The organism is Brevibacillus panacihumi W25, from assembly GCF_000503775.1.
GTDB classification, from domain to species: domain Bacteria; phylum Bacillota; class Bacilli; order Brevibacillales; family Brevibacillaceae; genus Brevibacillus; species Brevibacillus panacihumi_A.
Genome location: NZ_KI629782.1, coordinates 2136753 through 2151131, shown reverse-complemented (window position 1 = coordinate 2151131; position 14379 = coordinate 2136753). Strand labels below are relative to the sequence as shown.

14 protein-coding genes and 1 pseudogene are annotated in these 14379 nt (G+C 51.6%); 9 read left to right on the top strand and 6 right to left on the bottom strand.

The window, feature by feature from the left end; translation table 11 throughout:
* Window positions 1-376 precede the first annotated feature (376 nt).
* Window positions 377-850 (bottom strand): helix-hairpin-helix domain-containing protein, encoded by a 474-nt coding sequence (locus T458_RS39485; RefSeq protein WP_023556577.1) that lies wholly within the window; start codon window positions 848-850, stop codon window positions 377-379.
* Between the two features lie 20 nt (window positions 851-870).
* On the bottom strand, window positions 871-1359 hold the full coding sequence (locus T458_RS39480; protein WP_023556576.1) for a DinB family protein: 489 nt from the start codon (window positions 1357-1359) through the stop codon (window positions 871-873).
* A gap of 109 nt (window positions 1360-1468) precedes the next feature.
* On the opposite strand from T458_RS39480, the pseudogene T458_RS39475 reads away from it, so the two are divergent.
* From T458_RS39475 to T458_RS0128750, 6 genes and pseudogenes are all read left to right on the top strand, one after another.
* A pseudogene (locus T458_RS39475) lies at window positions 1469-2415 on the top strand (helix-turn-helix transcriptional regulator).
* A 96-nt stretch (window positions 2416-2511) separates the two neighbouring features.
* Window positions 2512-2880 (top strand): hypothetical protein, encoded by a 369-nt coding sequence (locus tag T458_RS39470; protein WP_023556575.1) that lies wholly within the window; start codon window positions 2512-2514, stop codon window positions 2878-2880.
* 192 nt (window positions 2881-3072) lie between these two features.
* The gene (gene purH, locus T458_RS39465) at window positions 3073-4623 is read left to right on the top strand and encodes a bifunctional phosphoribosylaminoimidazolecarboxamide formyltransferase/IMP cyclohydrolase (RefSeq protein ID WP_023556574.1); all 1551 of its coding nucleotides are present in this window, start codon (window positions 3073-3075) and stop codon (window positions 4621-4623) included.
* Between the two features lie 37 nt (window positions 4624-4660).
* Window positions 4661-5932, top strand: coding sequence for a phosphoribosylamine--glycine ligase (purD, locus tag T458_RS39460; RefSeq protein ID WP_023556573.1), 1272 nt, complete (start codon window positions 4661-4663; stop codon window positions 5930-5932).
* A 132-nt stretch (window positions 5933-6064) separates the two neighbouring features.
* Window positions 6065-6634 (top strand): TetR/AcrR family transcriptional regulator, encoded by a 570-nt coding sequence (locus T458_RS39455; RefSeq protein ID WP_023556572.1) that lies wholly within the window; start codon window positions 6065-6067, stop codon window positions 6632-6634.
* 96 nt (window positions 6635-6730) lie between these two features.
* Window positions 6731-7303: a hypothetical protein gene (locus T458_RS0128750; protein ID WP_023556571.1), complete on the top strand. Its 573-nt coding sequence runs from the start codon at window positions 6731-6733 to the stop codon at window positions 7301-7303.
* Here T458_RS0128750 and T458_RS39450 read toward each other — a convergent pair.
* The 4 genes from T458_RS39450 to T458_RS56455 all read right to left on the bottom strand — a co-directional run bounded on the left by T458_RS39450 (window position 7248) and on the right by T458_RS56455 (window position 9631).
* Window positions 7248-8444 (bottom strand): MFS transporter, encoded by a 1197-nt coding sequence (locus T458_RS39450; protein WP_023556570.1) that lies wholly within the window; start codon window positions 8442-8444, stop codon window positions 7248-7250. The genes T458_RS0128750 and T458_RS39450 overlap by 56 nt on opposite strands.
* A gap of 11 nt (window positions 8445-8455) precedes the next feature.
* Entirely contained in the window at window positions 8456-8899 is a 444-nt protein-coding gene (locus tag T458_RS39445; RefSeq protein ID WP_023556569.1) for a MarR family winged helix-turn-helix transcriptional regulator, read from the bottom strand.
* Window positions 8900-8986: 87 nt separating this feature from the next.
* Window positions 8987-9121: an EYxxD motif small membrane protein gene (locus T458_RS57770; RefSeq protein ID WP_023556568.1), complete on the bottom strand. Its 135-nt coding sequence runs from the start codon at window positions 9119-9121 to the stop codon at window positions 8987-8989.
* A 12-nt stretch (window positions 9122-9133) separates the two neighbouring features.
* Window positions 9134-9631 carry a YgaP family membrane protein gene (locus T458_RS56455; RefSeq protein ID WP_023556567.1) on the bottom strand — a complete coding sequence of 166 codons (498 nt, stop codon included), beginning with the start codon at window positions 9629-9631 and terminating at the stop codon, window positions 9134-9136.
* Between the two features lie 186 nt (window positions 9632-9817).
* Between T458_RS56455 and T458_RS39440 the strand changes: the two genes are divergently transcribed.
* From T458_RS39440 to T458_RS39430, 3 genes are all read left to right on the top strand, one after another.
* Window positions 9818-11572, top strand: coding sequence for an adenine deaminase C-terminal domain-containing protein (locus tag T458_RS39440; protein WP_023556566.1), 1755 nt, complete (start codon window positions 9818-9820; stop codon window positions 11570-11572).
* Window positions 11573-12122: 550 nt separating this feature from the next.
* Window positions 12123-13076, top strand: coding sequence for a branched-chain amino acid ABC transporter permease (locus T458_RS39435; protein WP_023556565.1), 954 nt, complete (start codon window positions 12123-12125; stop codon window positions 13074-13076).
* Between the two features lie 9 nt (window positions 13077-13085).
* Window positions 13086-14369 carry a branched-chain amino acid ABC transporter permease gene (locus T458_RS39430; protein WP_031305684.1) on the top strand — a complete coding sequence of 428 codons (1284 nt, stop codon included), beginning with the start codon at window positions 13086-13088 and terminating at the stop codon, window positions 14367-14369.
* Window positions 14370-14379: the final 10 nt, after the last annotated feature.

Below are 14379 nucleotides of genomic sequence, written 5' to 3'. Positions count from 1 at the left end.
GCAGAATGGAACGAAATTACCATGTTCCAAACTGCCATTTGATTTGTCTTCCAATATGATTTGTTATCACACGATAAATCAAGGAGAAGCCTACAAAAAACAGCTTGTCGACCGATCAAAAGTGGTAGAGGAAAAAGGAGAAAAAAGCGAAGGCATTTGGGATCTCAACCAAGCCGGGAACGGAAAAGGCGGAACACGTATTTAGCGGACAACCCTGATTTTTCATCCCCGAGACGGCTGCTTTTGGCCGCGGTTCCGCCTTTGGAGTGGGAGGCGGCCAGGGATGGCCCCCAGCAAAGATCCCAACCCGCCTGAGCGTTTTCTCCTTTTTCCTCATCTCCACTACAGATCGATGACAGCAAAATGAAAAGGCACCTTACGGCATCTTTTTAAGCTCATACCAAGCAATACCGGGCCTAGAAGCAGGATACCCGTGCTCAGCCCGATACCGCTTGCGCTCCGCAGTAAAGTCAAACCAATTCTTCTCAGATTCCGGATGATTGGCGTGATGAACGATACAGCGAAAGCAGTCCTCCAGACAAGGGTCCTCCCAATAGCCCAGCATCAACTCATAGCGATTGATCAAATCGGCGCCATCCTCATTTTTAATTTCCTCCAGCGAATAGAAACCGAGGGAGACTACCCCTTCAGCCACTCTGGGACCAATCGAGGGGATGGTTTGAAATTCCGCCAGCGCCCGCAAGTATCTCGCTCTTTCTTGCGATACCTGCAGGGTTTTCGCAAGCTCCTCCGCTTCTAGTGCAGGAATCTGTCTCAAGGTAAGCTTGGCCGCCCGCAATTGCTTTCTTTCTTCGGGAGTCAATGGGAGTTTGGGTGAAGTCGTTGCCATGAAGGAATTCCCCTTTGCATTTAGTACAAGTCAAACATATTGATCTCATATCCAAGCGTTTTCAGATAGGTAAAAAGCTGTCCGCGATGATGCTGGGCATGGGTGGTGATCTCGATCAGCCACTTCGCCTGGGCAACGCCGTGGTCAGGAAGGTAAAAGGGAGTGGTTTTCTTGTGCAAAAAATCTTCCTCGCTCAAGTTTTCCATATACGCCCTCAAAGCCAGCAATCCCTGCTGCATGCGATCGAGCAAAACTTCCGGATCATGTTCCTGGTCAAAAGTCGCTTCAAGAGCCCGAACGTCGTCCTGATTTGTCTCTTGAAGGATCAGCAGATCTACAGCCGGAATGGCGACGAGGTGGGAAACGAGCTCGCGTATCGTGCGCATGTTTTCACGCGGCTTGAATTCCCAATCCTGCGGAGAAATCTTCCGGACCAAACCTGCGGTAGTACGAACGATCAGCTCCAATTCCTCAAACAGCAAATCTTTCAGTTCCTTCGTTGCTTCCATGAACAATCACTCCATTTCGTTTGATTAGGGGCTTTGCCTGTCTTAACTCTAGCGTATAATAGTGACAGCTATTGTCATAATCACGATGAAAAAGGTGCGGATGCTTGCCATGTCCAAGTCCAAACGACTGATGGAGCTGATGATGACCGTCAATCGGATGCGCAAATTTACGGTCAAAGAGCTTGCCAATCAATTCGATGTCTCGCCCCGGACGATCCTGCGGGATTTGCAGGAGCTAAGCGAACTGGGGGTCCCCTTGTATTCGGAGGTAGGGCCTCACGGGGGCTATCAGGTGTTGAAGGAAAGAATTCTTCCCCCCATCGCGTTCACGGAGGAAGAGGCAGTCGCCATGTTTTTTGCCAGCCATTCCTTGCGCCACTACCCATCGCTTCCATTTGAGACAGAATCCAGCTCTGCGCTGAATAAATTTTACTACTACATGCCGGGCGACGTCAGAGACCGCATCGATCAGATGAAGAACCGCGTGGACTTTTTCGCCCCGACCCGACAGAAGGAATCACAGCACCTGTCCCTGCTTCTCGAAGCGGCTATTTTCCAGCAAGTAATCCGTATGCAGTACCCCGCGATGGGGAGTCCTGCCGCCTGATCCAGCCGGTCGGCATCTACGCCAGCAACGGGTTTTGGTACTGTCCCGCCTATTGCTTTTTGCGCGAGGACTTTCGATTGTTTCGCTGTGATCGCATGGATGCGGTCGAGATCGCAGAAGACGCGAGTCCATTGGACCATCGGCATATTCATTTGGGGAACTGGGAATCGTTTAGCAAACGGCAGCGAAAGGATGTCCTCTTTTACGTGGAGCTGACCAAAATCGGCGTCCAGCGCTGCGAAGCCGAACTATGGCCCGCCCACGCCCCCCGTGTTCATCTTCATCCTGATGGCAGCGGCTGGATGGAGCAGGAAGTTCCGGAAAGTGAGATCTCGTATTTTGCCCACTTTTTTCTCAGCTTGGGAAAAGAAGCGACTGTAATAAAGCCGCAGGCGCTGATAGACGAGATGAAGCAGATCCTCCGGGAGGTCTTGGCTAAATACGAATAATCGAATCCCGTAGCGCAGAATTGGGTGGACAGCGGGAAAACCAAACAGCCCCTTCCGACATAGAGTAGAGGGAAGCCAATGAAGAGGAGGGGCCCAATGAGCGGGGATATTATTGGTGATCTGCTGGGCAAGCTAAGCCAGCGGACCGGGCGGGAATGGACGCTTTCCGACATCATGAAGCTTGCCGAAAAGATGCCGAAGGACGGAAAAAATATCGATTCGGTTCTCAGCGAATTGTCAAATATGGGGCTGGATGTACCGGAGGAAACCAAGGAAAGAGTAAAGAACCAAATGCAAAGCGGCAAGAAACTCTCACTGGATGAACTGGGCAAAATGCTTCCAAGAGACGTAAAAGGAAAGAGCGGCAAAAAAAGCAGTGTATCGCGAGCGAACGGGAAAAGCAGCCATTTGTCGCTGGCCCAGAGGGTGAAAAAGCTCTCGAGTGGAAGAAAGAAAAAACGGTAAAACCTGATTTCGATAGGCATGGATTCAGTCGCGATTTGCTGCCAGGCAATCGCGGCTTTGTCTGTTTTTGCCTCCTTGACGTTTCTGAGGAGATTCTTGATAAAAGCGTACAATTATGATTTAATAATAGAGGAATGTTCGTGTTTTATTCGGTTCACCATTTCTTTTTATAAATGTCAGGAGGTCCTAACTGTGAGTGTCAAAAAAGCGTTAATCAGCGTATCGGACAAAACTGGATTGATTCCATTCGCCCGTCGTCTGGCTGCTGCCGGAGTGGAAATCATCTCCACGGGAGGTACGGCTGCACTCCTGAAAGAAGCGGGTGTGCCCGTAATCGGAATATCCGAAGTGACCGGCTTTCCGGAAATCCTGGACGGACGCGTCAAAACGCTTCATCCCAACATCCACAGCGGTCTTCTGGCCGTGCGCGACAACGAAGCTCATCAAAAGCAACTGGAAGAGCTGAACATCGAAACCATCGATCTGGTCGTCGTCAATCTCTATCCATTCAAACAGACAATTGCCAAGCCGGACGTAACCTTCGCTGAAGCAATCGAAAATATCGATATCGGCGGACCGACGATGCTGCGCTCTGCGGCGAAAAATCATGCCTTCGTGACCGTTGTTGTCGATACCGATGATTACGAACAGGTTATGGCAGAGATTGAGGCAGGGCAGGATACTACGCTGGAGACGCGCCGTCGTTTGGCAGCCAAGGTATTCCGTCATACCGCAGCTTATGACGCCCTAATCTCCCGCTATCTGAGCGAGCAGGTGGGAGAACTGCTTCCCGAAAGCTATACCGTCACCTATGAAAAAGCACAAGATTTGCGTTACGGGGAGAATCCGCATCAGCGCGCAGCTTTTTACCGCACTCCGCTGGCTGCAGGGGCAAGCATCGCCTATGCCGAGCAATTGCACGGAAAAGAGCTCTCCTACAACAATATCAATGACGCTGACGCTGCCTTGGCCATCGTGCGTGAATTCGATCAGCCAGCTGTCGTCGCCATCAAACACTCCAATCCATGCGGTGTCGGGATTGGCGCGGATATTCGGGAAGCCTATCAAAAGGCATACGAAGCAGATCCAGTCTCTATTTTCGGAGGCATCGTCGCGGCGAATCGCAGCATTGACCGCGATACAGCCCTGATGTTGAAAGAGACCTTCCTCGAAATTATTCTCGCTCCTGATTTTACCGAAGAGGCTTTGGCGGTGCTGATGGAGAAGAAGAACTTACGTCTGTTGCGCATTCCGACTCTGAACCAGCCGGAACCAAATACAGACAACCTGTTCCGCATCGCTCCAGTGGCAGGAGGTGCCCTGGTGCAGGATTACGATTTGAAGCAATTGCAGGATGAGGAAATTCGCGTAGTCACGGAGCGTCAACCGACTGCGGAGGAATTGGCGCAGTTGAAATTTGCCTGGAAGGTCGTCAAGCATGTGAAGTCCAATGCGATCGTGCTGGCAAAAGGAAACATGACCATCGGCGTAGGTGCGGGTCAAATGAACCGCGTCGGGGCCGCCAAAATCGCCATTGAGCAGGCAGGAGCGAACGCTCAGGGATCTGTTCTCGCATCGGATGCGTTCTTCCCAATGCCTGATACAGTAGAGGCAGCCGCACAGGCAGGAGTAAAAGCCATCATTCAGCCGGGCGGATCGGTTCGTGACCAGGAATCCATCGATGCCTGCAATCGTTTCGGCATTACCATGATTTTTACCGGCACACGCCATTTCAAACACTAGAAGAGAGCGCGGAACCTCTAACACAGGAGGAAAGAACATGAATGTTTTGATCGTCGGCAGTGGAGGACGCGAGCACACCATTGCCTGGAAGCTGCTGCAAAGCCCTCGGGTGGAAAAGGTGTACTGCGCACCGGGGAATGGAGGAACGGCCCAGATCGCAACCAATGCGCCCATCGACGTCCATGACTTTGCCGCTCTGGCCCAGTTTGTCAAAGACGAAGGCATCGATCTGACTGTTGTCGGCCCGGAGGATCCTCTGCTCGGCGGCATCGTCGATTTTTTCCAGGAGCGCAATCTGCCCATCTTCGGACCAAGCTCCCATGCGGCCAAGATTGAAGGCAGCAAATCCTTTGCCAAAAGCCTGATGAAACGCTACAACATCCCGACAGCTGCTTATGAATCCTTCCTGGACTACGAATCGGCCATTGCCTACGTTCGCGAGCAAGGCGCTCCGATTGTCGTCAAGGCAGATGGCTTGGCGGCGGGAAAAGGCGTCGTTGTAGCCGAGACGTTGGAAGAAGCGGAAGAGGCTCTGCACCAGATCATGCAGGAGAACATCTTCGGCCACGCCGGAGCCCGCGTAGTCATCGAGGAATGCATGCGCGGAGAGGAATTGTCTCTGCTGTCTTTCGTAGATGGGGAGACTGTCAAGCCAATGATCACCTCCCAGGATCACAAGCGTGTCTTCAATGATGATCAGGGGCCCAATACGGGCGGCATGGGGACGTATGCACCGGTCCCGCAGATGTCTGCCGAGCTCGTGAACGAGATCGTGGAGACGGTTGTGAAGCCGATGGCAAAAGGAATGGCGGCAGACGGCATTCCGTTCAAGGGAGTTCTGTATACCGGCCTGATGATTACTTCCGAGGGACCGAAAGTCGTCGAGTTCAACGCCCGTTTTGGCGACCCGGAAACACAGGTCATCCTGCCCTTGCTGGAGACCGACCTGCTGGAGATTTTCCTCGCGACGGTCAGCGGAGAGCTGGCTTCGCTCGATGTCACCTGGAAAAAGGAAAGCGCAGTCTGCGTCGTCATGGCTGCTCCCGGCTATCCTGGCGAATATCCGAAGGGTGCGCCGATCCATGGCCTGGAGCAGGTCGAGGAGCCTGTCACGGTGTTCCACGCAGGCACCAAGGCTGTGCCTGAGGGCATCGTCACCAGCGGCGGCCGCGTACTTGGCGTCACCAGCACCGGAGAGAATTTGGAAAAGGCACGTGAAGCAGCATACGCAGTTGCCCGCAAGATTTCATTCGAGGGAGCCCACTATCGTACGGACATCGCAGCCCGTGCCATACGCAACGGGGAATAATCCGCATAATAGCCCTGACAGCCAGTCGTCGGTTGTCAGGGTTTTTGCATTCCTTTTTCCCTTGCAAACAGCGTGTGGATGGAGTATATTCAAAATAAATTGGTCAACCAACCAAAAAAGAAGGGATCAACTGTGAAGCAGGATAAAAAGCAAAAAATCGTCGAAGCGGCCTCCAAATTGTTTGCCGAGAAGGGATATGAAAAAGCCTCTATCAAGGAGATCGCCAAAGAAGCTGGCATTACGTCCGGACTGGTCCATTATTACTTCCAAAACAAGGAGGAGGTTTTGTCCGATGTGGTGCTGGAAGCCTCTCATCAATACACCCGCGATATGCAAGCCTTGAAGCAAGCCGTTCCCGAGGGACAGCTCGCCGAGTCAGCCATGCAAGCAACGAAAGAACGGGTACAGAAGCATCCAGACTGGTATCGGCTTCGCTATGAGCTATTTGCCATCGGCCTGCGCAACCCTCATTTTGCTGAGAAAGTAAATCAGATTATCGACAACGGACAAAGCGGCATTTCCCACTTATTGACACCGATGATGCCGAATGCCGAGGAGGAGGATGTCGCTGCCGTCGCTGCCATTCTGCTCGCTTGCTTTGACGGGTTGGCCTTGCAGAAGATGTTGAATCCAGACTTTGATATCGATCGGGCCTACCTCGTTTTGGAAAAGATGGCCAGCTCCCTTCAAGAATCAGAGTGACACGAAAAAATGGTCCTTCCAGAGAAGAAAAGGGAGGCTATTTTTTCAATAGAAATTGGTTGGTTGACCAACTTAGGAAATTAAGGAGGAAGATGGATGCTTTCGATCATCGGACTTGCGCTTGATAGCTTATGTCTGGCACTCATTTTAGGGGGAGGAATCATCTTGGCGGCGTGTGTTCGCCCAGTCTTGCTGCGGATCTCGACGGCAAGCGGCAATCCGGAACTGATCACCACCGTGGAACATCTGTCGATCCAGTCCTGGAATCGCTACAATCTGTATGCTATGGGAGGAAGCGTCGGTCTCTTTCTGCTGGATATGGTTCGCCTCTTGGCAGGCTTGCCCCTCTCCTACTGGCATTTTGCCGCGAGCCTTCTCATGATTCTGGCCTTCACGAGGAAATTGGTTATGGACAGGCAATTGAGCAAGCGTCTGCAAAGCGGCGCAGAAGCGGCAGTCAAGAGTGCACAGCAGCGGGCCGGTCATCGGGAGGTTGAATGGCTCACCAAAATCATTCTGCTGCTCGCTCTCTTGGCTCTGTTCGTCTCTCATATGCCTGAAAACAAAGAAGCCTTGCACCTGACTGAGTTTCAGGTGACAAGGCTTCTGTTCATCAAGCTGCCACTTGCTGTTCTTTGGCGGCTTTTTTTCCTTTTACATAAGAAATGAAGTAAATGACTAAAAATAACAGCATGAACACGGCTGACCAACGATACATGGCGCTGTAACTGGAGTAGGTTACGATAGCGCCCAGCAGCAGGGAACCGATCCCGATCCCAAGGTCGATCGTGCTCAAAAAGACTGCATTGGCCATTCCGCGTTGTTCGGGCTCCACGACCTTCACCATCCAGGCCTGGATCGCGGGTTGGAGAAATCCGTATCCCATCCCATAAAAAGCGGCTGAGGTGAAGAGAAGAAAGTTATTATTCGTGAAGGAGAGAATCATCAGGCCGATGAACACAAACAAGGCTCCCAGCGGCAGGACGGCCATATGCCCCTTCCGGTCGAACAGCTTGCCAGACAGCGGCCGAACCAGAACGATGGCGATTGCGTTGCAGAAAAAGTACCAGCTGACGTTGGCGAGATTTGCCTCTCTTCCATACAAAACCAAAAAGCTCATCAATCCGCCGTAAGTGATGGCTACGATGGTGTTCAAAATCGTTGGAAGCAAAATCTTGCGGTCAAAATAGCGTCTCATCCCACGTATCTGCTGATCCGGACTGGCGGGAGCAGGTTTCGGCTGTGTTTTGGTGCCAAACAGCAGCGGGAGGGAGATGACAACCATCCCGATCGCAGCAAATACCATGGTGGAAAAACCGAATTCGCCGAGCAGGGTAATTCCCGCGATGGGCCCAAGGGCCAAAGCAAGACTGACAGACAACCCGAAATACCCCATTCCTTCGCCGATTCGTTTGGGGGGAACCGCATTGGATACCAAGGTGGCAAAAGTCGTGCTGCCCAATCCAAACCCGATTCCGAACAGGGCCCGCAGGAAGATCAACAGGGCGATGGTGGCGCTGAAATAGTAGCCGAGCATCGCGAGGCTGGCGATGAGAAGCCCTATTGCGGCGAGCAGCTTGCTGCTTTTGGTTTTGATCGCTTCCCCGGTGTACATGCGGGACAGAATCGCACAAATATTAAACAGGGTAATCACGAGAGAAGCTACGAAATCATTGGCATGATAGGCCTCCTTGACGTAAGCAGGCAAGGTGGTCGCCTGCATTTGCACTGTCGAGAACAGGAGCAAATTGCTTATCGTGATCAGGATAAAATCCTTCGTCCACAGCTGTTCTTGTTTTTCTTCATTCAAAATGGTCACTCCTATTCGATTGTATGTCTATCGATGTTGGCGATACAGTGCATCGCTATTTGCTTCAGCCATTCCAGCTGCTCGGGCTCGATTCCCTCAAATACCTGCTCAAGGGCTTTATTTTCTACGGGGATGGCCTGCTCCATCAACTCGCGTCCTTTGGCTGTAACGCTGATCAAAAAGGCCCGGCGGTCATTTTGACACATCTTTTTTTCGACCAACCCCTTGCGGCCGAGGACGTCCAGAATGCGGGTAATGGTAGGCTGGTCCTTGGAGGTGCGCAGGGCGAGCTCCTTTTGGTTGATGCCGTCGCTTTTGCACAATTGAAACAGAATGGCATATTGCTCGATCGTGATGTCAAAAGGACGAAGCTGGACAGAGGTGTGCTGCACCATTCTGCGGTACATGTTGCCAATGTAAAAGCCCATGGACTCGTCACGGGTTTTATCCGTCAATTCAAGTTCTCCTTTGCCTGTATATTTACTTGCTATGACAATTATATGTGGAGCAATTAAATTTGAAAAGAAAAAAACCACCAGCTTCTACTGGCGGTATCTGCCTTTTTTGCGGCTGATGGTAAAACCAGCGTAGATCAAGGCAATAATGACGGCTGCGATCATCGCGATATCAAAAAGATTGTGTGACAACCATTCATACAGAGCTGGTCCAACTAACAAAGGTATCGCCCCCTAAGAGTAGGTAGGGTATCGATGTTCATCATGGCTGTAATGGTCAGAGCGATTTTTTCGATCAGTCCCGGCTACGGCCGACTTCGCATCCGACGATTCATTGACGAAGTCACGAACCGCTTCTTCTATTTTTCGGTCTTCAGCAGTGAGTTCCGGTTCACGATGCGTCATTTGGGCAGCCGTCGTTTCATTTACATTGCTCTCTGTGCGGTTCGAGCCGCCTGTCACCTGATTCATGACAGCCTGAATACTTGATTTCTTAATTCTGTCCATCAAATTGCCGCTTTCGCCTTTTTCTCCAGTGGAGTTCATCCCTATCGCTGCGTACATAGGGCAAAAGCGGGTTACACCCTCTGCCACCTTCATCGCGGACAAGGACATCAAGAGCCAGGGAGTACGGTGAGGTCGTTTGCTCATTCTGCCCACACCATAGGCAAGCCCCAGTAATCCAGCCGTTATACGAATCATCGCGTCTGTAGTACCCACGTTTCTGCGCATGTTTGGTCTGCCTCCTGTAATATGCCTGTTATATAGCCTAGTCTTTGTTGGGACCAAGGGATGCAGACATGGTAATTGTTTCAAGGGAAGGAAGTTGTGGAAAGGGATTGTCCTATTTGTGGCGAAAGCAATAGGAGATGAACGACTATTCAGAACATACAGATGACAGCGGAGGAGTGATCGGGCATGCGTGTAAGAAAGATTACAGATGAGGCGCATCTTCAATTGATACGAGTCTCGCGAAGGAAAGTGCCCGCCACCATGTGGATCAGGGGAGCGCAAGTCCTGAACGTATATACAAAAGAATGGCTGGCTCTGCATGTCTGTCTCGCGGGGGAGCGGATCGCTTACGTCGGGGAGCAGGAGCCACTTGCAGATGAACATACGGAGATAATCGAGGCGCAAGGGAAATTCCTGGTTCCAGGCTATATCGAACCGCATGCACATCCTTTTCAGTGGTACAATCCGTACACCTTGGCTGATTTTGCCTTGCAGCGCGGAACGACGATGCTGGTCTCAGACACGATGATGCTGATGAATTTGCCGATGGAGCAGGTGGATCACATGCTGTCCTCCCTCTCCGCGCACCCGGTGAAATCGTTTTTCTGGGCGCGACTGGACCCGCAGACGGGAAAACCTCACCCGCATTATACAAAGCAAGGCTTGGCGCGCATGCTGGAGCATCCTCTGGTGATCCAGGGAGGAGAACTGACGGACTGGCATGGCGTGCTGGCCGAATCGGAAGAGATCCTGTTTGGCTTGAAGCATGCGGGTGATCTGGGAAAACGAATGGAAGGCCACCATCCCGGGGCGTCGGTCGAGACGTTGAACACGGCTGCCGCCGCGGGAGTTACCGCATGCCATGAAGGGATTCGTGCTCAAGACCTGTTGCATCGCTTGCGCTTGGGCATGTATGCGACGCTCCGTCATTCCTCCATTCGCCCTGATTTGCCGGATTTGGTCCGCGGGTGGAAGGAACTGGGGCTGCCGTGGTCGCCGCGAATGATGCTGACCTCGGACGGAAGCACACCGCCGCTGTATCGTCACGGGTTGATGGATTATACCATTCGTCTTGCCATCGAAGCGGGGATGCCGCCAATCGAAGCCTATGTAATGGCGACGCTGAATCCTGCTGTTTACTACGGTATCGATGGGGAAGTAGGAGGGATTGCTCCAGGCAGGATCGCCGATCTGCTGCTGCTCTCTGCAGAGGATGAGCCGACACCAGAGCTGGTGATCGCGAATGGCCGACGCGCAGCGGAGAACGGCACTTTGTTGATCCCGACTGTAACGCCTGACTGGGAAATGTATACCTTTCCGCCAGTGGACATTCTTGATCAGCAAACAAAGGCAGAGTGGTTTTCGATCCGGCAGGAAGCGAAAGAGACACCTGTCATCGAGATGCCAAGCGCGGTGATTACCCGATTGCGGATGCAGTCATTTCCGACCGATGAAAAGGGCATGATCTCGCTTGGGCATGATCCGAGTCTCGCTATGATCGTGGCGATCGATCCTGTCGGGAAACGGAAGACACAGGCGGTTCTGTCGGGCTTCGGTCATCATCTGGAGGGCTTGGCCAGCACGTACACGGCTTCCGGAGAGTGGCTCGTGATCGGGCGGGACCAGCAGGCAATGGTCAAAGCGTTGGACAGGGTTCGGGAGATGGGCGGGGGCGTTGTGCTCATCGATAAGGGAAAAATCGTCTGGGAATGCCCCTTGCCGCTTGCAGGCAAATTCTCACCTGCTCCGATGGAAGAAATCATCTGTCGGGCGGAGGAGCTGATCGATCTGCTGCGCGAGAAAGGGCATGAGCATCTCGATCCGATCTATTCGATGCTGTTCTTCTCCTCTACGCATCTTCCCTACGCCAGATTGACAGCAGAGGGGATCGTAGACGTAAAGACAGGCAGAATCGTACATTCCTCTCTTCCTCTTGAATAGGGATTGTGACGCTTTAGTATTGCAAAGCATTGATATATTCATTTGAGTTCAATTGATCATTTTAGGAGAGTTGATGTATCGAACGAATATGTGATTGGAAAATATATTTTTTCTCTTGTAAATTTTCTAATTTATTTTACAATAAAGAATAACCAAGCTATATCTACCTTAAGTCCTATTAAAGAAGATAGAAAAAAACCCGCAACTTGATTTGCAGAGGAGATCGTTGAGAGTTTTTAGGTGAACAAAAGGGGGATTCAATTTCACAAGAAAACACTCACAGCTCAGACGTTTATCTGCGGCTAGGCAGCGAATCTTGCCTATTCAGGTTACGCCGGGAAAAAGCCGAATCATTCACATGATGGACCCATTCACCCCAGAATTCACGTAGCGACAGGCCTCATCCAGCTAGGGGCGGCACGAGAGTGTTCGCCCCTCCTTCATGGAGCTTCAGAGTCTGGGCCGGGAATTGTCGGGCAGTTCTGAAATGTGGCCATCGGAGCAGCAGAATCGAACGACAAGTTTACAAAGGAATGAGGGATGGGAAAGCATGCTGCTTAGCATTTTGCCTCAAGTGTTGGTAGACGGTTTGACACTCGGTTTTATGTACGCTGTCGTTGCGCTAGGCTATACGATGGTGTACGGGATTTTGGAATTTATCAACTTTGCTCATGGAGAAATTTTCATGGTTGGTGCCTTTGTGGGGACAGAGGTGCTGTTGATTACAGACGCGATCGGTGCGTTGGAGGGCATGAATCCATACGTTGCCCTATTCATGACGCTCATCATCACGATGATATTGACCGGAGCGTTGGGTGTGGGGATAGAACGGCTTGCCTATCGGCCGCTTCGAGGGGCTCCGCGACTGGTCCCTTTGATTTCAGCCATTGGGGTCTCCTTTTTGCTGCAGGACGTTGTGCGTTTTACCGAAGCGATTGCACGTAATGAATTTTACCTGAATACGCCCGTATTGTTTTCGGGAACCGTTTCTGTTTTTGGCATCGCGACCATTCCGATTAAAGGCTTGGTAGTCATCATTCTGGCCATTGTTTTGATGATTGCATTGACGCTGTTTATTGGCAAGACAAAATGGGGAATCGCCATGCGTGCTGTAGCCCTGGATCCAAGTACGGCCTCGCTGATGACCATAAACGTTGACAAGGTAATTATGCTTACATTTTTGATCGGCTCCAGCCTTGGTGGGGCTACCGGGGTATTGTTTGCCCAGAATTACGGAACCATTGATCCGTACATCGGTTTTATTCTCGGCATGAAGGCATTTACTGCTGCAGTATTGGGCGGAATCGGCAACCTGCGCGGCGCGATGGTAGGCGGCGTCTTGCTCGGGATGCTGGAGTCCCTCGCAGGAGCGTATATGGGACCTTTGACCAACCAGGCGTTTGGCGCCGAGTACAAAGACGTGTTTGCGTTCAGTATTCTAATCCTCGTGCTTCTCTTCAAGCCGGAAGGGCTGTTTGGCGAAGCTGTGAAAGAGAAAGTGTAGGTGAATCTCATGGCAAACCTGGTCTGGAAATCATTCAAAGGAATTCCGCTCTATGTAACGTTGATCTGGATCGCGGTATTTTCCCTATTATTGCACTTTTTGGATAAATCAGTTCTCTCGTTTCTCGGTATTCTTTCATCGATTGTCCTGCTGTATTTTACGAATACGAGCAACAAGATCAAACTTGCCATCGGGGCCTTGGTGCTGATCGTGATCATCCCGCTGGTGGCTGGAGAAAACCGCTATTATATGGAAGTGGCATCACAGGTTGGGATTTACGTAGCGATGGCGCTGGGACTGAACATCGTCGTCGGATTCGCGGGATTGCTGGACCTGGGCTACGTAGCCTTCTTTGCGGCAGGGGCGTATGCGTACGCAATTTTCTCGACATCGCAGGCGAACGAATTTATCGCCGGCAATCTGTTTCCCTTGTCCGGGGACTGGTTCTGGCCTTTCCTCATCGTGGGACTGATCGTCGCCGCCATATTCGGCATCTTATTGGGGCTTCCGGTCTTGCGGGTAAAGGGAGACTACCTGGCAATCGTAACACTTGGGTTTGGCGAAATCATCCGCATTGTCTTCAACAACCTGGATAAGCCGATCAACATTACCAACGGGCCGCAGGGCATCACGCCGATCCCGGCACCGGAGCTGTTTGGCATCAAGATGGGGACGCCGTTTTACTTTTATTTTATAGTGCTGTTTATCATCGCCTTCATCGTCCTGGCGAACATCCGCTTTGAACATTCCCGGCTGGGCAGAGCTTGGATCGCGATCCGCGAAGACGAGTTGGCAGCGCAGTCGATGGGAATCTCGCTTTTGAATACCAAGCTGGCTGCTTTCGCGACCGGAGCATCCTTCGCAGGGGTAGTCGGAGTCATTTTTGCAGCCAAGCAAACCTTTATTGACCCTACTTCGTTTACGCTGATGGAGTCGATCGGGATTCTCGTCATGGTCATTCTCGGTGGAAGCGGTAGCATACCTGGAGTAATCCTCGGCGCTGCTTTTGTCACACTCTTGCAGGTACAGCTTTTGAAGGAATTCTCCAACTTCCTGCATTCCTTGCAGCAATCCGGCATCATCAACCTGCCCAACCAGTTGGACCCTTCCAAATTCCAGCGTCTGGTGTTCGGGATCATGCTGATCTTCGTGGCCTTGTATCGTCCCAACGGCTTGATTCCGGCAAAAAGGAAAACCAACGATCTCGGTGCGATCAAATCAAGTCCGTTTAGCAGTGGCAAATTGGGAATTTTGAGCAAGCTTTCTCAATCGTCATCTACTAAACAATCGTAGCGAAGAGGGA